This is a genomic window from Chlamydiota bacterium, from assembly GCA_012729785.1.
Classification (GTDB): domain Bacteria; phylum Auribacterota; class Tritonobacteria; order UBA1439; family UBA1439; genus UBA1439.
This window is the reverse complement of sequence record JAAYCL010000024.1, coordinates 1-18,708: the sequence shown is the minus strand read 5'-3', so window position 1 is coordinate 18,708 and position 18,708 is coordinate 1. Positions and strand designations below refer to the sequence as shown.

At 70.0% G+C, this 18,708-nt stretch carries 15 protein-coding genes; 8 read left to right on the top strand and 7 right to left on the bottom strand.

Annotated features, from left to right (window positions below; genetic code table 11):
• Window positions 1–34: 34 nt before the first annotated feature.
• The 3 genes from eno to GXY35_05630 all read left to right on the top strand — a co-directional run bounded on the left by eno (window position 35) and on the right by GXY35_05630 (window position 6,215).
• Window positions 35–1,564: a phosphopyruvate hydratase gene (eno, locus tag GXY35_05640; protein NLW94059.1), complete on the top strand. Its 1,530-nt coding sequence runs from the start codon at window positions 35–37 to the stop codon at window positions 1,562–1,564.
• 19 nt (window positions 1,565–1,583) lie between these two features.
• Window positions 1,584–4,502: a fused MFS/spermidine synthase gene (locus tag GXY35_05635; GenBank protein NLW94058.1), complete on the top strand. Its 2,919-nt coding sequence runs from the start codon at window positions 1,584–1,586 to the stop codon at window positions 4,500–4,502.
• 63 nt (window positions 4,503–4,565) lie between these two features.
• The gene (locus GXY35_05630; protein NLW94057.1) at window positions 4,566–6,215 is read left to right on the top strand and encodes a bifunctional metallophosphatase/5'-nucleotidase; all 1,650 of its coding nucleotides are present in this window, start codon (window positions 4,566–4,568) and stop codon (window positions 6,213–6,215) included.
• An 88-nt stretch (window positions 6,216–6,303) separates the two neighbouring features.
• On the opposite strand, the gene GXY35_05625 is transcribed toward GXY35_05630, so the two are convergent.
• Both GXY35_05625 and GXY35_05620 read right to left on the bottom strand, forming a co-directional pair.
• Window positions 6,304–7,251, bottom strand: a complete 948-nt coding sequence (locus GXY35_05625) for an alpha/beta hydrolase (protein NLW94056.1) — start codon at window positions 7,249–7,251, stop codon at window positions 6,304–6,306.
• 121 nt (window positions 7,252–7,372) lie between these two features.
• Window positions 7,373–8,743 (bottom strand): hypothetical protein, encoded by a 1,371-nt coding sequence (locus GXY35_05620; GenBank protein ID NLW94055.1) that lies wholly within the window; start codon window positions 8,741–8,743, stop codon window positions 7,373–7,375.
• 138 nt (window positions 8,744–8,881) lie between these two features.
• Between GXY35_05620 and GXY35_05615 the strand changes: the two genes are divergently transcribed.
• From GXY35_05615 to GXY35_05595, 5 genes are all read left to right on the top strand, one after another.
• On the top strand, window positions 8,882–10,036 hold the full coding sequence (locus GXY35_05615) for a hypothetical protein (GenBank protein NLW94054.1): 1,155 nt from the start codon (window positions 8,882–8,884) through the stop codon (window positions 10,034–10,036).
• A gap of 49 nt (window positions 10,037–10,085) precedes the next feature.
• On the top strand, window positions 10,086–11,195 hold the full coding sequence (locus GXY35_05610) for an STAS domain-containing protein (GenBank protein NLW94053.1): 1,110 nt from the start codon (window positions 10,086–10,088) through the stop codon (window positions 11,193–11,195).
• 87 nt (window positions 11,196–11,282) lie between these two features.
• Window positions 11,283–11,981 carry an ATP-binding cassette domain-containing protein gene (locus GXY35_05605; protein NLW94052.1) on the top strand — a complete coding sequence of 233 codons (699 nt, stop codon included), beginning with the start codon at window positions 11,283–11,285 and terminating at the stop codon, window positions 11,979–11,981.
• A gap of 35 nt (window positions 11,982–12,016) precedes the next feature.
• A complete protein-coding gene (locus tag GXY35_05600) occupies window positions 12,017–12,760 on the top strand; it encodes an MCE family protein (GenBank protein NLW94051.1) in 744 nt (247 codons plus the stop codon).
• Window positions 12,761–12,844: 84 nt separating this feature from the next.
• Window positions 12,845–13,498, top strand: coding sequence for a hypothetical protein (locus GXY35_05595; protein NLW94050.1), 654 nt, complete (start codon window positions 12,845–12,847; stop codon window positions 13,496–13,498).
• Here the strand turns inward: GXY35_05595 and GXY35_05590 are convergent.
• The 5 genes from GXY35_05590 to GXY35_05570 all read right to left on the bottom strand — a co-directional run.
• Window positions 13,476–13,964: a hypothetical protein gene (locus tag GXY35_05590; protein ID NLW94049.1), complete on the bottom strand. Its 489-nt coding sequence runs from the start codon at window positions 13,962–13,964 to the stop codon at window positions 13,476–13,478. The genes GXY35_05595 and GXY35_05590 overlap by 23 nt on opposite strands.
• A 95-nt stretch (window positions 13,965–14,059) precedes the next feature.
• Complete coding sequence (locus GXY35_05585; protein ID NLW94048.1) at window positions 14,060–15,073, bottom strand: Lrp/AsnC family transcriptional regulator; 1,014 nt, start codon at window positions 15,071–15,073, stop codon at window positions 14,060–14,062.
• A gap of 83 nt (window positions 15,074–15,156) precedes the next feature.
• Window positions 15,157–16,185, bottom strand: a complete 1,029-nt coding sequence (locus GXY35_05580; protein ID NLW94047.1) for a radical SAM protein — start codon at window positions 16,183–16,185, stop codon at window positions 15,157–15,159.
• Between the two features lie 77 nt (window positions 16,186–16,262).
• Window positions 16,263–17,417, bottom strand: a complete 1,155-nt coding sequence (locus GXY35_05575; GenBank protein NLW94046.1) for a radical SAM protein — start codon at window positions 17,415–17,417, stop codon at window positions 16,263–16,265.
• 200 nt (window positions 17,418–17,617) lie between these two features.
• The coding region (locus GXY35_05570) for a PQQ-like beta-propeller repeat protein (protein ID NLW94045.1) at window positions 17,618–18,708 on the bottom strand (1,091 nt) is incomplete at its 5' end.

Here is an 18,708-nt window from a genome sequence, read left to right as displayed (position 1 = left end):
CGCTACCGGCGACAGTGCACGGTAGCACATCGGGATGCCTGACGCCAGACTCCTCGACGACGACGCGGTCGAAGGGTGCGGAAAGGCCCCGGTCGCCCTTACCGCCTTCGGCGGGGATCTCGCCCGCCTCGATCGGGCGGCGCGACGAGATCGCCGCCTCTCCCCCCCTCGCCCGTTCCGCACGCGCGGGGCGTTTTACCGTGCCATCGGCGGCGCGCTGTGGTATAAGCATCCGTGCGCGCGGCACGGCGCCTGTTTCCTCGTCTTTGAAAGGAGGGTTCGAATGGCCGCCATCGATCGCATCCATGCACTGGAGATCCTCGATTCCCGGGGAAATCCGACAATCCGGGTCTTCCTTCGCCTCGACGACGGGCGTGTTTTCGTCGCGTCGGTGCCGTCCGGGGCCTCCACCGGCGAGAACGAGGCGGTGGAACTCCGCGACGGAGACGGAAAACGTTACGGCGGCAAGGGGGTACTCCGCGCCGTCGAGAACGTCAACCGGGTCATCGCCCCGGCCCTGAAAGGGAAGGACCCGTCGCGCCAGGCCGAGCTGGACCGCCTGATGATCGAGCTGGACGGGACGCCGAACAAGGGCGTGCTGGGCGCCAACGCCATCCTCGGCGTGTCGATGGCGGCGTCGAAGGCGGCGGCGGAGGCGGCGGGCCGGCCGCTCTACGCCTACCTGGGCGATGGAGACGCGGTGCGCCTCCCCGTGCCGATGATGAACATCCTCAACGGCGGCAAGCACGCCGACAACAGCGTGGACTTCCAGGAGTTCATGGTGATGCCGGTCGGCGCGCCCACCTTCGCCGAGGCGCTTCGCTACGGCGCCGAGACGTTCCACGCGCTCAAGAAGATCCTCTCCAAGAAGGGGTACGCGACGAGCGTGGGCGACGAGGGCGGCTTCGCCCCCGACCTCAGGAGCGACGCCGAGGCGTGCGAGCTGATCGTCGAGGCGATACAGGCGGCGGGGTACGAGCCCGGCAAGGACGTCGCGATCGCCCTCGATCCCGCCGCGAGTTCCTTCTTCGAGGGGGGGAGCTACCTTCTCGCCAAGTCGGGGCAGGGGCCGAAATCCAGCGCGGAGATGACCGCCCTCTACGAGCGCTGGATCACCGACTACCCGATCGTCTCCATCGAGGACGGGCTCGCCGAGAACGACTGGGACGGGTTCCGCGAACAGACGGCGCGGCTCGGCGGCAGGATCCAGATCGTCGGCGACGACCTGTACGTCACCAACACCCGCTTCATCGAGCGCGGGATCAGGGAGAAGGCGTCCAACGCGGTGCTCATCAAGCTGAACCAGATCGGCACCGTCACCGAGACGATCGAGGCGATACGGATGTGCCGCGAGGCGGGCTGGAACTACGTGATCTCCCACCGCTCGGGAGAGACCGAGGACACGTTCATGGCCGACTTCGCCGTGGCGATGGGCGGCGGCCAGATCAAGACCGGCTCCGCCTGCCGCAGCGAGCGGACCGCCAAGTACAACCGCCTGATCGAGATCGAGGCGGAGGCGGGACGCGCGGCGGTCTTCTCGAACCCGTTCCCCGGCGGCCGATGACCGGCGCCGGCCGCACCGGATGAACCGACGCCCGATCTCCGCGCTTTTGTGGGTCTGCGTCCTCCTCTCGGGGGCCGCCGGGCTCGTCTACGAGGTGCTCTGGGCCAGGTACCTCGCCATCCTGTTCGGCAACACGACCCACGCCTACACCGTCGTGCTGGCGACGTTCATGGGGGGGCTCGCGCTGGGCGCCTTCTCCCTCGGGCGGCTGGCCGACCGGATGCGCGAGAAACTCCTCCTCTACGCCCTCGCGGAGATCGGCATCGCCCTCTTCTGCGTCTGGACGCCCCGCCTCGTCGCCTTCTCGAGGACCCTCTACCTCGCGGCGGTCCGGACATGGCCCCCGCAGTCGTGGCAGCTCACCGCCCTGCTCTGCGCCATCGGCGCGGCGATCATGCTCCCGCCGACCATCCTGATGGGCGGAACCATCCCGGTCCTGAGCGCCGCCCTCACCTCCTCCTTCTCCGCGCGCGGGAGAACGGTGGCGCGCCTCTACTACCTCAACAGTTTCGGCGCCGTGCTGGGGACGCTCGCCTGCGGCTACTACCTTGTCCACCGCCTCGGCCTCGGCTTCACGCTCCTGGCCGCGGCGGCGGTCAACCTGGCGGTCGGCGGCGCCGTGCTGGGCATCCGGCTCGTCTCGGGGCGCCGGACGGCGCCCTTGCCGGGCGAAGGGGCGGCGGCCGGGGCTGCGCCCCGCCCGTATCCGCCTCTCCTCGCCGCGATCGCCCTCGCCGCGCTCTTCGTCTCGGGAGCGGCGGCGATGCTGTACGAGCTGGTCTGGATCCGGCTGCTCTCGCTCGTGTTGGGCTCCTCGACGTACTCGTTCTCGGCGGTCCTGGCCACGTTCATCTCCGGCATCACGATCGGCGCCTTCATCGTCTCGCGGCGCCCGCCGCGAGAGAACGCCGCGTTCCGCGCGCTCGGCCTGTGCGAGGCCTGCGCCGGGCTCCTCCTCATCCTCTCCATCCCGTTCTACGAGCGGCTCCCGTACCTGTTCATGCGCCTCTCGGACCTGCTCTCGAAGAGCCCCGCCTCCTTTCCGCTCTACGAGGGGCTGAAGCTGCTCGTCTCGTTTCTCGTGATCCTGCCGCCGACCGTCTTCCTCGGCATGACCCTCCCGCTCGCGGGCATCGTGGTGCCCCACGGGCAGGCGCGGCTCGGGCGGGGCGTCGGCGGCGTCTTCGCCGCCAACACGGCGGGGAACATCGCGGGGGCTCTCGGAACGGGGCTCGCCCTCATCCCCGCCCTCGGCCTGAAGACGACGATGGAGCTCGGCATCGCGGCCAACCTGGGGCTCGGCATCCTCATCGTAGCTGTGGACCGCGTTCCGTCCGCCGCGCGAAAAACCGCCTTCTGCCTTCTCCTCGTCGCGGCGTTCGCCGGCTATCGGGCGCTCGTGCCGGCCTGGAACAACGCCCACTTCACCCTGCAGGTGTTCAGGCCGGAGGACACCCCCGTGTACCCCTCCCCGAGCGCGATCGAGGCGGGACGGAACCTCCTCTACTACCGGGACGGGGCGAACGCGACCGTGGCCGTGATCGACGGAGGCGACGAGTACCGGGCCCTGTTGGTGAACGGAAAGGTGGACGCCTCCACGGGGGGGGATATGTCCACGCAGCTCCTCCTGGCGCACCTCCCGCTGACGCTCCTGCCGTGTGCAGAGGACGTGCTGGTCATCGGGCTCGGCGCGGGGGTCACGGCGGGGGCGGCCGCGCGCCATCCGATCAAGACCCTGGACGTCGTCGAGCTCTCCGCGGAGGTCGCCGAGGCGTCCGCGTTCTTCTCCGAGGTGAACGATCGCGTGCTCGAGGAGCCGCGCCTGCGCCTCTTCCTCGAGGACGCCCGGACCTACGTGCAGCGGACCGGCGCGGCGTACGACCTGATCATCTCGGAACCGTCCAACCCCTGGATGAGCGGCGTCGGCGACCTGTTCTCCGCCGAGCATTTCAGGGACTGTCTCGGCATCCTGAAGGAACGGGGGGTGATGGCGCAGTGGGTCCAGACGTACGAGTTGGACGACGACACGTTCAAGATCGTCGTCAAGACGTTCCTCTCCGTCTTCCCGCACGCGTCGCTCTGGGAGATCGACGGGAACAACACGCTCCTCATCGGATCGCGCGGCCGCCTGGAGCCGGATCTGGAGGCGTCCGCGAGGCGCCTCGCCTCGCCGCGCCTGCAGGAGCAACTGCAGCCCATCGGCCTGAAGGACCTGTTCACGCTCCTCTGCCTCCAGATCGCCTCCGACGCCGGCCTTCGCGGCTCGGTGCGGAGCGAGCCGGTCGTGCAGAGCGTCTACTCCCCCCTCCTCGAGTACCGCGCCCCGCGCGCCCTCTATACCGGATCGTACGTCAGGACCTACCTCCAGCACCTCGACGAGCGCCCGTACGCCGCCGCGAAACACGACCTCCTGCTGAAGCCGTACCTCGAAACCGGCCCCGTCCCCGCCGACGCCCTGAGGAACCTGCTCGGCTTCCTGAAGAAGGCGAAGGGCGGATACTTCGCCTACCTCTCCCTCCCGGTCCTCGATACGCTACGCCGGGAGGCGCCGGGGGACCGGGAGCTGTTCCTCTCCTGGCTCGCCTCGGACCTGGCCCCGCTCCACGCCCGGCTCTGCGAAATCGAGGAGCGCATCCGCGGAGGCGACCGGGACATCCGAACGCTGGAGGTCGCCGCCGGCCTTTTGCTGAAAAGGTACCTGATGCTCCGCTCGTTCCTCGCGCCCCGCCTCGCCGCCGAGACGCTGGAGCGAATGGCGCGGTGCGCAGAGCTCGCGGGACGGGACGCCGCGCGGATCTACCGGCTGATGTCGAAGCTCTCCCTGCACGAGCGCGACTACGGCGGGTCGTTCGCGTACCGGCGGAAGGCGGAGGCGTTGTCGGAGGCCGAAAACGGAAATGCGGTCAGGCGCCAAACGAAGCGGGATCCCCGCCGATAGCCGGGATCGGCCCCCGCTCCCCCGCGCCGGGGAACTCATTGTGCCGACGGAGATCGACGCGATATGAAACGGCCCGTTCGCCTCCTGCTTCTCTTCGCGATAGCCCTCTGCGCCGGCTGCCGCCTCGTCGAGCCCGCCCCGCCTCCGTCCCTCTGCATCCTCCACACAAGCGACATCCACGGCCACATCCTCCCCCAGAGGGTCGCCGGCGAGAGGCATCGGATCGGCGGAGCGGCGGTTTTAGCCGGCTGCGTGAAGAAGATCAGGGAGGAGAACGCCCGCAGGGGAATCCCCACCCTCCTCCTCGACGCGGGGGACTTCTACATGGGGACGCCGGAGGGGGACTCCTCGGGGGGACAGGCCCTCGTCGAGGTGATGAACGCGCTGGGCTACGACGCCCTCGCCGTCGGAAACCACGACTGGGACGGGGGCGTTGCGCGCCTGCGCGGGCTCGCGGAGCGGGCCGCGTTCCCGTTCCTCGGGGCAAATGTGATCGTGCGGGAGACGGGGCAGACGCCCGCCTTTCTCCGGCCGCACATCGTCAAGGACTGCGGCGCCGTGCGGGTGGGCGTGGCGGGGGTCACGCTGGAGGATTCGACGCCGATGCCGATACCCGGGACGGCCGCGAGCATCGTCTGCCTGGAGCCGGAGGAACAGCTCGGGAACTCCGTCGACGCGCTGCGGCGCGACCGCGCCGGCCTCGTAATCGTCCTGAGCCATCTCGGGCTGAACGGGGACAAGCGGTTAGCCCGAAAGGTCGAAGGCGTCGACCTGATCCTCGGCGGTCATTCGCACCTGGCGCTGCGTGAGCCGTTCCGCTCGCCCGAGCACGGCACGCTCATCCTCCAACCGGGAAGCTACGGCAGATACCTCGGGAAGCTCGATCTGACGCTGGATCCTCGGTCGAAGCGGGTGGCACGGTACGACTACGCGCTCATCCCCCTCACGGAGAATCGGTGCGCCCCCGACGCCGCGATGGAGGCGCGCGTGGACAGGTGGCGTGCGAGGGCGGGGAATCGCTTCGACGAGATCGTCGGCTGGTCTGAGTCCGATTTCCTGAAGAATCGGGAGGGGGTCGCGATGCTCGGCGAGATGATCGCCGACGGGATGCGGGAGGCGACCGGGGCGCAGATCGCCTTCAACCAGCGGCACGGCATCCGCGGCCCCCTGCTCGAGGGGGAGATCAGGTACCGCGACGTCTACGCGATCATCCCGTTCGACGACACGCTCTGGACCGTCCGCCTCACCGGGAAGCAGGTCCGGGGGATACTGGAGAGGGTCCTCTCATTCCGCCGGCCCGACAACCTCAGGTTCTCGGGTCTCACGGTCGACTACGACCCGTCCGCCCCCCGCAACGCGCGGCTATCTGCGGCCGCCTGCGGCGAAACGCCCCTGGACGACGAGGAGGTCTACCTCGTGGCGCTCAACACCTACCTCGTGAAGTGGGGATTCATCCGGGACCTGGTCGCGGAAGGGAGCGCCCTCACCGACACCGGCATCATCGCGCGCGATATGCTGCGCGACCATATCCGCGCGCACAGCCCGGTCTCCGCGAAACGGTTCGCCGCGCGGCGTCTCGTCGCGGTCGAGCGCACGGCGGGCGGCGGGCCTCGCGGGGCTGCCGCGCGGGGCGCCGGCCGACGCGCGGACGATCATCAGCCGCCCCGGCAGGACGGTCGCGAGGGCGCGCTGAACGTCCCCGGCCGGAACTGACGGGGGGGGCGCCGCCGCGAAAGCCCCGTCCTCGCAGGCGGCCCGGGGAGAACGGGTGACGAGGAGGCGCGCCGCGCACGCGGGGACCTCAGCCGGCAGGCGGCGGCGCATCCGCGGGATCGGCGCAGATTGAGTCGAGCCAGTTCTCTATCCCCTGCGTCAGCATCCTGAGCGGCGGTTCGGAGATCCTCTCGTTGCCCGGGAAATCCTCGTAGCCGAAGTTGTGGTTGCTGTCCGGGATGATCAGCATGTCCTTCTGCACGTTCAGCTCGTCGTAGAGCCGCCGGTTGTAGTCGATGACCGCCTTCGAATCGCAGTCCGCGAGCACGATCAGCACCTTCTTGCGGGCCGGGAGCGGGAGGTGCTGGAAGAGCGCCAGCGGGCCCGCCATCCGGTCCCACTCCCTGGGGGGGATATCCAGACCGGTGGCGCGCTTGATCTTGGCGAGGTAATCCCTCTTGTCGATCTCGCGGTACTTCCCCGGGGAAGGGAAGTTGCCCGCGGAGATGGCGATGATGTTCGCAACCCGCTCGTCCGTCGCCCCGGTCGCGAACGCGATCGCCGCCCCCAGCGAGTGCCCCATGATGGTGAGCGTGTCGCGCCTGACGGGGAGCTGCTCCGTCATGTAGGCTATCGCCGCCTTCGCGTCCGCCGTGAAATCGAGCCCCACCGGGCGGCCGATATTGGAGATCGAGGGCGACTTCCCGAACCCGCGCAGGTCGAAACCGAAGACGAGGTAGCCGCGGCGCGCGAGCCCCTTCATCAGGGCGCGGTAGAACGCGGTGTCCTTGCCGTCGGGGAGCGTCCCGTGACAGAAGAGGACGCCGTGCCGGGGCCGCCGGAGCAAGGAGGCCGGGTAGTAGACCTTCCCGGCGAGGGCCTTGTTCGCCGGCCCCTCGAACGACACCTTGACGACGCGGACGCGCAGGTTCGAGAGGAACCGCTCGACGCGCGGGCCGGCGACGAGCCCCGCGACGAGGAAGACCGCGGCGAGCGCCGCGCGCGACCGGGCGATGGCGACGATTCTGCTGGGCATGCGGCATGCTCCGAATAGGGCGAGGGGAGGGGGGAAAGTATACCCGACGCGGGGGGGGAAAGGCACGGGGAATCGGCGCCTGTCACGAAAACGCACGCGTTGGGGAGGGCGGGAGGGAAGGTCAGGGGCGCGGGGATGCGGCCCCCGCCTCGGCCGCCGGGACCACGGCGACCGAGACGGCGAGCGGGTGCAGGACGGAGTCGAGGTACGCCTGCTCCCCGCCGGGCACGTAGCGCACGGGACAGAAGACGTAGACGGTGAAGGTGTAGTTCCCCTTGGGCATCGACTCGATGCTGGTGAGCGTGTAGCCCGAGTTGGCGATCTGGCCCTTGAATTGGCACGGTTCGTCCGGCGTCGCCTCGTCGTCGGAGTAGAAGAGCTTCTTCCCGATCATCGCCATCCCCGGGTCGAAGATCGTGAGCGTCATGATCGTCCCCTGCGGGCCGTGCGCGAGCTTCCACCGGTACGGCCCCGAATCGAGCGCCGCCTCTCCCCCCGGCTTCCCGGTGATCGCGATGCCGCTCCTGTTCCGCTCGTTGCACCAGGTCATCCCCTTCGCCTCCGGGGAGAGGTCGTCGGTGATCCGCATCGTGACGCTGCGGGCGATGGCGCTCAGGGGGAACGGGATCTGGAGGAGCGACGGGAACTCGCAATGGTACGGGTAGTAGGCGCTGTCGCTGTCGATCGTCGCGCTGTGGAAGGGGCCGGCCAGTCTCAGGGCGCTCTTGACCCGCCGCGAGACCCGCACGGGGCCGTCCACGTATCCGACCGGCGTGCAGGAGAAGTCGTCCTGCGTCCAGGTCGCCTCCCCGAGCAGCTTCAGGTCGAGCGTCAGGCGGAGCTTGTACAGGTCGTAGATGTTGCGGCCGTCACCCCCCGCCGCCTCCGTCAGGGCGAAGAACGACGGGACCTGTATCGCCTTTCGGTACGGGAAGCCGAGGACGTAGTAGGGGCTCGTCACCCAGTCCCTCCGCGGGTCGTAGGTTACGTAGTCGGTCTCCGACCGCGGCGCCGTCTTCTCGAAGGCAAAGAGGTAGAGCCGGCGTTCGGGCCCGCCCAGCGGATCCGAGACGGTGATCTCCGCCCCTTCGACCGCCCCCGCGGGAAGGGGCTCCCCTCCCCTCTTCTCCCCCGCGTCCCGGTACAGGAAGAGGATCTCGTCCGCCGGGCCGAGCGCGCCGCGCCTCTTCCCGGTCGTCCCCCCGCCGTAGGTCGTGTAGATCAGCGCGCCGTCCCTGTCCCGCTCGTCTATCTGGAACGGGGCGGGATCGAGGCGCCCGTTCTTCACGGCGAACGCCCCGATTCGCTCGTAACGGGCGCCGAGCATCCCCGAGACCTGGCGCCCGCGGAGGATCACGACGTCGTTGATCCGTCTCGCGGCGCCGCCCGGGGCTCCCTGGGCAGACGCGACGCGGGGGGCGGAGAGGGCGGAGAGGACGGCGATCGCCGCGACGAACCGCGGGAGGCGCCCCGAAGACGTTTTCGTTCGCATCGCGCGCTTCCCCCCGGACAGGACCGCCTTCGCGACGGCGGCAGGGAGCATGGTAGCACGGACAGCCTTCCCGGTCAAACACCGCACCTCCTTTCGACGTTCCCAAGCCCGCCTCGCCGTGCTAGAATGCTATCCGTGATGAGGACGCGCACCACCCCCGCCGCGGCGCTCCTCGCCCTCGCGGCGGCGCTGCTCGCCGCCGGGTGCGGGAAGCCCGACGACTACCGCCCGCGTTACTTCTCGTTGCGCGAGGAGACCCGGCGGAAGATCGCCGACCTCGACGCGGCGCGGCGCGCCGACCGAGCCCGCTACGAGCAGCGCCTCATCGGCTACGAGGCGGAGTTGCGGCGGCTCCGCGCCGAGCTGGCCGCCGCCCGGCAGTTCCCCGCCGGCGCGGACGCCCCCGGCATCCCGCCCCGGGCCTCCCCGCAGGCGCAGGATTCGGCCTCCCCGGCGCAGGCCCTCGCCGCCCTCGCCGAGCCGGTCGATCCCGCCGCCGAGGAGGAGGAGACCGTCGCCTCCCTCGTCGAGGCGTTCATCCAGGACTACGAGGGGCTCATCGACGAGGGGAGGCGGGCGCGGTTCCGCAGCGACTTCTCCGCCTACCTCGCCCTCCTCAGGGACGACACGCACGCCCTCCCGGCCTCGCAGAGAAAGGACGCCGCCCTTCGGGACCTCCGCGCCCGGGCCGAGGCCGCAACGAGCGAGCGCGAGCGCCTCCAGCTCAGGGAACGGATCTCGATGATCGAAGGGGCGAGCGCCGAGGACCTTCCGGGGGTGCTCGACTACTACCACCGCCTCGACGGCATCCAGACCATGAACCGGCTCCTCGACGAATACGAGATCCCCCGCGAGGAGCTCGCCGCCGCGGGGATCGAGCCGCCGCCGAGGAGCAGCTGGCAACCCGAGGCGCGCGAGGTCGCGGTCAACCTGCGTTCCTTTGCGGAGCAGTACGAAGCGTTCATCCCCTCAGGGATGCGCGAGCAGTTTCGCCGCGACAGCGCGGCGTGCGTGGCCGCGCTCTCCGCCAGGCCCTCCGACGAGGAGGTCGTCGCGCGGCGCAACGCGATGCTCAGCGACATCCGGGAGCGCGCGGCGGCGGCAGGCCCGGAACGGCAGGAACGGTTCACCCGGCGCATACGGGAGCTCGAGACGGGCTCCCTCGACGCCGTCCGGGAACGGATGCAGGCGGAGCGCCTGAACGAGGTCTCCGCGCTCGTGGAGAAATACTCGATCCCGCGGCATGAACTCAGGGAGTCGGGGGTCTGGTACCAGCAAAGGCGCCGCCGCTAGGCCCGCGGCCCCGCCCGTCTTCCCCGGGAAAGGCGGTTTGATTCAGGCCATGCAACAGGCACCGGGCGCCGCCGAGGCGCCGGAAACCGTCATCCTCGTCCCCGGCCCGCTCTCCGACCGGGAGGGGCGCCGGCTGCTCGAGGAGATCGTGCGCGCCGCCGGCGGGGGGGCGTCCCGCATCGCGCTCGATCTCTCGGAACTGGAGCGTCTGGACAGCCGGGGATGCGCCTGGCTCATCCGCGCCGTGCGGGCCGCGCGGCGCCGCGGCGCGCAGGTCGGGCTCCGCGGGGAATGCGGGGAGGCCGCCGAGGTCATCGAGCTCCTCTCGAAAAGCTTCGCCGAGGACCGGCCGCGCCCGCCCGCCTCGGCCGGTTTCCTTGAATCGCTGGGGAACAAGGCGTTCCGCGCCCGGGAGGAGCTCCTGGACGCGTGGCGTCTCGCCGTGGACGCCGTCTACTGGTCGTTCATCGCGCCGTTCGAGGGAAGGGGACTGCGGTGGAAGGGGCTCGTCACCGAGATCGAGGATATCGGCATCCGCGCCATCGGCATCGTCTCCCTCCTCAACTTCCTTCTCGGCCTCGTCATCGCGATGCTCTCGGCCGCCCAGGCATCCACCTTCGGGGTTCAGATCTACGTCGCGAGCCTCGTGGTGATGGGGTTCGCCCGGGAACTCGCCCCGATCATGACCGGGATCGTGGTCTCCGCCCGCACCGGCTCGGCGATCGCCGCGGAGCTCGCCACGATGAAGGTCTACGAGGAGATCGACGCCCTGAAGGGGATGGGGTTGAGCGTGTCGAAGTTCCTCATCGCCCCGAAGGTGCTCGCGACCCTCGTCGCGGTGCCGATCCTCACCGCCATAGGGTTCGTGACCGGCGTCGCGGGGGGGTTCTTTTTGAACGCCATATCCCTCGACTTCACCTTCGACCGATGGTGGGAACAGACGATCCAGGCCTCCACCGTCCGCGACCTGGTGCAGGGGGGGGTCAAGGCGTTCAGCTTCGCCGTCATCATCGTGATGGTCGGCTGCCATAACGGCCTCCGCGTCACCGGGGGTGTGCGGGGGGTGGGGATGGCGACCACGCGGGCGGTCGTGATGGACGTCTTCTTGATCGTGGTCGCGGACCTGCTGTTCACGACGATCTTCTACTACTTCCTCTAGGGGGGCGCGGTGGAACGGAAACCGATCGTGGAGGTGCGCGACCTCGTGGCGGGCTACGGGGACTACCTCGTCCTCGACCGCGTCTCCATGGACGTGTACGAAGGGGAGATCATCGCGGTGATCGGCGGGTCCGGCTGCGGGAAATCCACCCTCCTGAAGAACATGGTCGGTCTCTTGCGGCCGGTCTCGGGCTCGATCCGCTACTGGGGGAGGGAGATCACCGCGATGGACGAGGAGGAGCTCGCCGAGCTCCTCCGGAAGCTGGGGATCGCGTTCCAGTCCGGCGCCCTCTTCAACTCGATGACCGTGGGCGAGAACATCTCCCTGCCGATGGAGGAGTACGGGGATATGGACCAGGAGCTCAGGGAGATCCTGGTCGGCATCAAACTCGACCTGGTCGGGCTGTCGGGCACCGGCGACCTGATGCCGGACGAGCTTTCCGGGGGGATGAAGAAGCGCGTCGGCTTCGCCCGCGCGATCGCGATGGATCCCCGGATCGTCTTCTTCGACGAGCCGTCGACCAGCCTCGACCCGATCATCGCGGCGGGCCTGGACAAGCTCATCCTCGAGATGCGGCGCCTCCTCGGGATCACCGTGTTCGTGGTCACGCACGACCTCGGCTCGATACGCCTGATCGCCGACCGGATCGTGATGCTGGACCGGGGCAGGGTCATCTTCACCGGGACCGTCTCCGACGTGGAGAAGACCGGCGTCGCGCGGGTCAGGCAGTTCTTCGACCGGCAGCCGGACAAGACGATCGAGGCGCGGGGCGTCGCTACGGTGTAAGGCGTAACGGAAAAGGGGCGGAACGGGGTGAGCCGATGGCAACGAAAAACCAGAAGGTCAAGGTGGGCGTCTTCATGGTCTTGGGCCTCGCGCTGATCGTCGCCATCTTCCTGATGGTGACGATCAAGAACCGCGAGCCGATGGACACGTACTATATCCTCTTCACCGAGAGCGTGAGCGGACTCGGGAAGGACTGCGCGGTCCTGTACCGCGGCGTCCCGGTCGGGACGGTCCGGGAGGTCCGGGTCTCCGACCAGAACGAGGTGATCGCGAGCGTGGGGATCGCCACCCGGCGGGTCACCCTCCGCCAGGGAACCGTCGCCACGCTCGCGATGAGCAACCTGATGGGCGGGATGCAGGTCGAGCTGAGCGGCGGGGACCCCGGCGCCCCTCCGATCGAGCCCGGCTCGACCATCCCCTCCAAGACCTCGATCATGGAGAACGTGACCCAGGATCTGCCCAAGATACTGGAGAACATCCAGACCATCCTCGTCAAGCTCGACCGCTCGATCGGGGAGGTCAACACCGACCGGATCGGATCGCTGCTGCGGAACGCCGACGAGGCGATCGTGACCGCCAACACGACGCTTGAGGAGATCACCGCATTCCTCAAGACCACCCGGGGGACGATCCTGAACACCGAATACGAGATCACCAGGACGATGCGGAACCTGAACGAGGCGATCGCGCAGGCGACCCGCGCCTTCTCGCGCCTGAGCGAGGAGCCGTCGTCGGTCTTCTGGGGGCGCCGGGAGCCGCACGAGCCGCACGCCAAATGAAGGGGGCGGATGCGGCCTGAACGACAGGGCCCCGCGCGCCGGCGCGCCCGCGCGCGGATCGACACCGAGAAACGGGGGGATGGAATGAAGAGAACAGTGCTGGCTGCGCTGATCGCGCTCGGGGCGGCGTCGTGCGCCTCCCGCATCCGCACCGACTACTACCTGATCGACACGGAGCCGTCGCCGCCGAGGGCGGCGGAACGCCTCCCGCTGACCGTCGCCGTCAACAACGTCCGCGCCCCGTCCCGCTACCTCGACCAGATGAACTACCGCGCCCCGGGGTTGCGGGCGGGGTTCTACGAGTACAGCCGCTGGATGGAGCCGCCGGCCGAGATGGTGCAGCGGGCGTTGTGCCACGCCCTCCGGCAGTCGGGCCTCTTCGAGAAGGCGGATCCGTCCAACGGCGCCTGGAACCCGGACCTCGTCCTCCAGTGCACGATCCTCGCCTTCGACCAGGTGCGGGAGAAGGACGGCGAGTACGCGGAGTGCGCGCTCGCGATGGAGCTGGTGCAGCGGGAGAAGGGGAACGCGGTCTGGTCGAAGGAGCTGCGCGTCCGGGTCCCGCAGGAGAGGAGGGGCGGGTTCGCCGAGGCGATGAGCGAGGCGGTGGCGAAAACGCTCGCCGAGGCGGTCGGCGACATGGCGGAATCCGCCGAACTCCGGAAACTGGCGAAGGATGCGCTGCGCGCGGCATCCGTGCCGCCCACGGCTCCCCTCACACCACCGACCGCACCGTGAATTTCCCGTGCAGGGCGGGACGGCTCGTCTTCAGGACGTGGCAGATCTCCTCGGCCAGGTTGCGCGCGACCGCCTTGATCCGCTTGACCTCGTCCCGCTCCAGGGTGAGGAGCTTGCTCTCGCGGTAGTCCCGCACGAGCGCCGCCAGCTCGTTGGAATCGTTCCTCGAGACGACCGCGTCGATGATCCGCATCCGCTCCTTGTGGTCCTCGGGGAGCTCGGCGGACTCCTCGGAGGCGATCTCCAGCATCCGCCGCGCCTCGTCGGGGGAGACCGGGAAACGCAGCACCCTCTCGGCGCCCTGCGCCCTCACCATCAGCTTGGTGGCGGCGAGGGGGGTCCGGGCGGAGTGGAGCACGAAGTAGGTCTCGGGCCCCGCCCCGTCCGCGCTCCCCTGTCGCGGCACGCCGACGACCTTCACGAGCCCGTGCCCCTTGTAGACTATCGTATCGCCGATGCTGAACATGGTCTCCTCCCGCGGGTATGCGCACAACGAAACGCGTCGTCTGGAATAGGGGGACACTATACCACAGACCGGCCCGGGTGACGGCATAAAAGACGTTACGGCCGGCCGGAGGGGCCCCCTCGCCCGGGATCGGCGGGGAACGCCGACGGGACGAGCGGGAGGCGCTTCAGCGTCCGGACGGTTTCGAGTATCGCGCGCCCGGAATCCTTCGCCGCCGCGGACATCTCCCGCAGGACGCGCGACGCCTGCCGCCGGTCCCGCGCATGGACCATCGTGTAGAGCGCGTACGGCCAGGACGGGGCGGTCCGCCGCGCGTAGCAGTGGCTCACGGCCTCGAACGAGGCCAGGGCCCGCCCCGCCTCCCCCACCCTCTCCCGCGGCACCTTCCAGGCGACGAGCGCGTGGTAGCCCAGGCCGAGCGCGCGCCCGTCGAGCACGGCGCCGAACCGTCGCATCCGGCCGGAGGCGAGGCACGCGCGGACCGCCCCGACCGTCCCCGGCGGGAACGGCGCCGAAACGAGCGGCAGGTCGTTCGGGATCCTCCCAAGCGCCGCGCGGGGGCGCGCCCCGCCGGCCGGGCGCGGCGCCGGGATAGGCCCGCGGGAGATTTCCCCGCCTTTTCCTCCGCGGACGCCGAGATCGAAAACCACGCCGAGCTTGAAGAGGCGCGTCGCGGGAAGCACGAGCATCCGCCGCGGACGGATCAGGCGCCGCAGCTCCCCCAGCCGCCGGCGCCGCTCCGCCGGCGACGCGCTCGCGAGCGTAAACCAGACGTTGAGCGGATGGCGCCGGAGGTAGTTGTGCGTGACGCCCGCGAGCGCCCCGATGCGGGCGGCGGCCGCGCGGACTTTCAGGCGCGGGACGGAGACGGCGACGAGAACGGTGTCGAGGCCGCACGCCCGCGCGTCCCAGCGCGGCCCGATGCGCCGGACGATCCCCTGCGCCTTGTACCCGGCGATGCGGTGAAGCAGCCGTTTTTCGGAAATGCGCGCCCGCCGCGCGACCTCGGCGTACGGGCGCCTGCAGACCGGGAAGCTGTCCTGCAAGGCGGCCAGGACGCGGCGGTCGGTCGCGTCCAGCCGCATCCCCGCCCTCCCCCTTGCGCGCATCCGCATCTTCCTCCGTTGTCTCGCGGGAACGATGGACACGGGCCTCCGCCGCGCGGTTCGCGGCGCCGCCCCGCCCCGCCCCCTCACCCCGGCGTGCACCCGGCCTCCCCCGCCAGCATCTCCCCGCTCCCGGCGTAGGCCCGCGCGCGGCACCCGCCGCAGATTTCGCGGTACGCGCACGCCTTGCAGGGCGCCCCGAGTCTCGACGGATCGCGCAGGGAACGGAGGACTGTTGACTTGTCCCAGATCTCCCCGAGCCCCGCGAGCCGGACAGAGCCCGCCGATACGGGCAGGTAGCCGCAGGGGAAGATTTCGCCGGTGTGCGACACGAAGACGACGCTCCGGCCGCAGAGGCACCCGCTCCCCGCGGCGCTCCCGCCGGTTGTGGAAGGCGGACCGGCGGGACCGCGCTCGGCGGCGAAGCGGGCGTATTGCGGCGCGCAGGTGAGCCGCGCCTCGAGACCGTACGAGCCGGCGCGGGCGTGGAACCAGCTGAAGAGCTCGTGCCCCTCGCCGCGGCCGAGCGCCTCGTCTCTCGCGAGTTCGAGGCCGCAGCCCACGGGCACAAGGACGAACAGGTGGACCGCGTCGGCCCCCTCGTGCGCGGCGAGCCGGAAGACGCCCGGGATATCCGCGCGGTTCCCGCGGCAGACCGTCATGTTCACCTGCGTGCCCAGCCCGGCGGCCTTGAGCGTCCGCAGCCCCCGCAGCGCCGCCTCGAACGCGCCCTCGACCCCCCGCACCCGGTCGTGCGTTTCGGCGCCGGCGCCGTCGAGGCTCACGCTCGCCCGCCTCACGCCCGCCTTCTTCAGCGCCGCCGCGACGCCCGGCTCGACCATCGTGCCGTTCGTGGCGAGCGCCACGGGGAGGCCGCGCGCCGACGCGAAGGCGGCCAGTTCGACGATGTCGGGGCGCGTCAGCGGCTCGCCGCCGCTCAAAACGAGGAGCGGCCGCGCCCACGACGCGACCTCGCCGATGAGCGCCCGCGCTTCCGCGGTCGAGAGTTCCCCGGGCGCGGCGGACAGGCGCGCCTCGCCGCGCCGGCAGTGCCGGCAGGCGAGGTTGCACGCCGCCGTCGTCTCCCAGAAAAGCACCCTCAGCCGATCTTCCATCCCGAATCCATCCAAAACGTTGCGCGCGACCGGTTCACCTGCAGACGAGCGTCGACTCGGAGGGGGAGCGCGACGCATCAGGCACGCCCTTGCGCGTGCAGCTCCTCCTCAGCCAGGTAGCAGGCGGGGTCCTCGGCCCAGAGGCGGCCGTGCACGGCGAGCGCGCGGGCGCGCATATTCCCGTTGCAGAACCCCTTCCACCCGCAGCGCCCGCACCGCCCCTCGAGGAGCCCCGCGCGGTCCCTCAGTTGCCGGAGCAGTTCGCCGCCGCCGCGCCAGATCTCGGAAAACGGCCGCTCCCGCACGTTCCCCGCGCGCAGCGTCCGGCTGAACTGGTCGGGGAAGACGTTCCCCGCCGCGTCGACGCAGGCGATGCCGACGCCCGAGCGGTTGCCGCCCGCGCGCAGAAGGAGCGCGCGCGCCGCCTCCGCGCGCGCCGGGTCCTCCGCGCGCAGGCGGAGATACAGGTAGACCCCGTCGGCGTGGTTGTCCACGGTCAAAAGCTCGAACGACGGATCCAAACTGCGCGCCTCGCGCGCCGCCCGGACGAGGAGGTCCATCGCCTCCCGCGCCTCGCCGGGGTGGAGGATCTCCTCCCCCATCCCCTCCCCGCGGCCGCACGGCACGAGGTGGTAGACGCAGAGGCGGGTCGCGCCGGAGGAGCGCGCGAAGTCGATGACCGGCTCGAGCGACGGGAGCGTTCGCCGGGAGAGCGTGAACCTCACGCCCGTCCTGAGCCCCGCATCCCGGCAGCGGCGCATCCCCGCGGCCGCCCTGTCGAACGCCCCCTTGACGCCGCGAAAGGCGTCGTGCGCCTCCCCGACGCCGTCGAAGCTGATCCCGACGTACGAGAAGCCGGCCCTCTTCAGGGCCGCGGCCTCCCCCTCCCCGATGGCGGTGCCGTTCGTGGAGAGGACCGTCCTGAGCCCCTTGGAGACGGCGAACGAGGAGAGCGCGCGCAGGTCGGGCCTGAGGAGCGGCTCGCCGCCGGAGAAGAGGAGGACGGGGACGCCGTACGCCGCGAGATCCTCGATCATCGCCCGCGCCTCGGCGGTCGCGAGCTCGTCGTCTGCGCGCCGCCCCTTCGCCTCGCTGTAGCAGTGGAGGCAGGCGAGGTTGCACGCCTCCGTGCAGTTCCACGCGACCACGGGCGCGGCGCCGGCGGCGCGACCGTAGCGCAGCGCGTCGCCCGCGAAATCGCCGCCGCAGACGAGCTTCGTGACGTTGATCATTGTTTCATTATCGCAGACGTCGCATGCGGCCGCAACCGGCTGAACGCGATGCGCGGGTATCCTCGCCCGCGAGAATACCCGCGCAGATCAAAAGGCCGCACCAAGGCCGGGGATCGTCCTGCCTGACCGCCGGCGTCCCCCGGTCCGCCGTCCGGCCGCCGCAGGGCACGCGTACGTGCGCCCTGCGAGGAGGGTGTCAATCAACGCGCCGTCAGCGTCCAGCGGTCCACCGTGCCGAAGTATATCAGGTTCGACGCCGAGGTCGTCCGCGTCGCGTCCACCGTCCCGCCCTCCAGCACGTACGTGCCCGTGGGGATGTTCGAGAACGCCTGGAAGATCGCAAAGTACCCGAGTATCGGTGACGACACCGTCAGCGGCCCCGCCTCGAACCCCAGGTACGGCACCGGCGAGGCCGAGAACCCGACGTTGCGCTGGTAGTAGAGTGTCCGCCCGTCCGCCATGTTGACGCGCACGAACGGGTAGCACGGCGTCGAGAACGGCCACACGTCCGCGTAGACGGAGATCGTGTCGGAGGTCTCGTACTCCGTCTTCTGCGGCGCGAGGACGATCGGCATCGGCCCGCCCGGCGTCGGCGTCGGCCCCCCGGGCGTCGGCGTCGGCCCCCCGGGCGTCGGCGTCGGACCGCCCGGCGTCGGCGTGGGCGTCGCGGTGGCGGCCGGCTCCTGTCCGATGCAGTATAATTTCGAGTCATACGAGGCCACGTATATCCTCCTGTCGCCGCCCACTGCCGGGGACGAATAGATGTTTGTTCCGGTCTCGTAGCTCCAGGCCAGTCCGCATTCAACCGTGACCGCATAGAGCCGGCGATCGGTTGATCCGAAATACACCAGGCCGTTGCTCCCCAGGGCAGGAGGGGATTCGACAGTGTATGATGTGAACGACCACCTGAAAGACCCATTCGACGCGTTGAGCGAGTACAGATAGCCGGAGTAAGAACCGAAGTATACGGCGCCGTCGGTCCCCAGCGCGGGGGAGGAAGCTATTTTACCCCCCGACCCGAACTGCCATTTGAGCGTTCCATCGGGGTTGAGGCAATAGAGATGGTTGTCTTGAGAGCCGAAGTACACGGCGCCGTCGATCCCCAGCGCGGGCGAGGAGAAGATGTCGTCCCCCGTCACGTATGACCACCAGGAACCCGTAGGCAGGCGCATATACATCCTGTTGTCATAGGAACCGAAGTACACGGCGCCGTCGCTTTCCAGCGCGGGGGAGGATCGTACGTCCTCCCCCGTCCCGAGCCGCCATTTGAGCGTTCCATCGGGGTTGAGGC

What these genes read in the sequence shown, in the direction of transcription:
- GXY35_05615 (NLW94054.1), top strand. Translation starts at nt 8,882, where the DNA reads ATGAGGACGCGCACCACCCCCGCCGCGGCGCTCCTCGCCCTCGCGGCG.
- GXY35_05620 (NLW94055.1), bottom strand. Translation starts at nt 8,743, where the DNA reads ATGCGAACGAAAACGTCTTCGGGGCGCCTCCCGCGGTTCGTCGCGGCG.
- GXY35_05600 (NLW94051.1), top strand. Translation starts at nt 12,017, where the DNA reads ATGGCAACGAAAAACCAGAAGGTCAAGGTGGGCGTCTTCATGGTCTTG.
- GXY35_05610 (NLW94053.1), top strand. Translation starts at nt 10,086, where the DNA reads ATGCAACAGGCACCGGGCGCCGCCGAGGCGCCGGAAACCGTCATCCTC.
- GXY35_05585 (NLW94048.1), bottom strand. Translation starts at nt 15,073, where the DNA reads ATGCGCGCAAGGGGGAGGGCGGGGATGCGGCTGGACGCGACCGACCGC.
- GXY35_05635 (NLW94058.1), top strand. Translation starts at nt 1,584, where the DNA reads ATGAACCGACGCCCGATCTCCGCGCTTTTGTGGGTCTGCGTCCTCCTC.
- GXY35_05575 (NLW94046.1), bottom strand. Translation starts at nt 17,417, where the DNA reads ATGATCAACGTCACGAAGCTCGTCTGCGGCGGCGATTTCGCGGGCGAC.
- GXY35_05595 (NLW94050.1), top strand. Translation starts at nt 12,845, where the DNA reads ATGAAGAGAACAGTGCTGGCTGCGCTGATCGCGCTCGGGGCGGCGTCG.
- GXY35_05630 (NLW94057.1), top strand. Translation starts at nt 4,566, where the DNA reads ATGAAACGGCCCGTTCGCCTCCTGCTTCTCTTCGCGATAGCCCTCTGC.
- GXY35_05625 (NLW94056.1), bottom strand. Translation starts at nt 7,251, where the DNA reads ATGCCCAGCAGAATCGTCGCCATCGCCCGGTCGCGCGCGGCGCTCGCC.
- GXY35_05580 (NLW94047.1), bottom strand. Translation starts at nt 16,185, where the DNA reads ATGGAAGATCGGCTGAGGGTGCTTTTCTGGGAGACGACGGCGGCGTGC.
- GXY35_05605 (NLW94052.1), top strand. Translation starts at nt 11,283, where the DNA reads ATGGACGTGTACGAAGGGGAGATCATCGCGGTGATCGGCGGGTCCGGC.
- eno (NLW94059.1), top strand. Translation starts at nt 35, where the DNA reads ATGCCTGACGCCAGACTCCTCGACGACGACGCGGTCGAAGGGTGCGGA.
- GXY35_05590 (NLW94049.1), bottom strand. Translation starts at nt 13,964, where the DNA reads ATGTTCAGCATCGGCGATACGATAGTCTACAAGGGGCACGGGCTCGTG.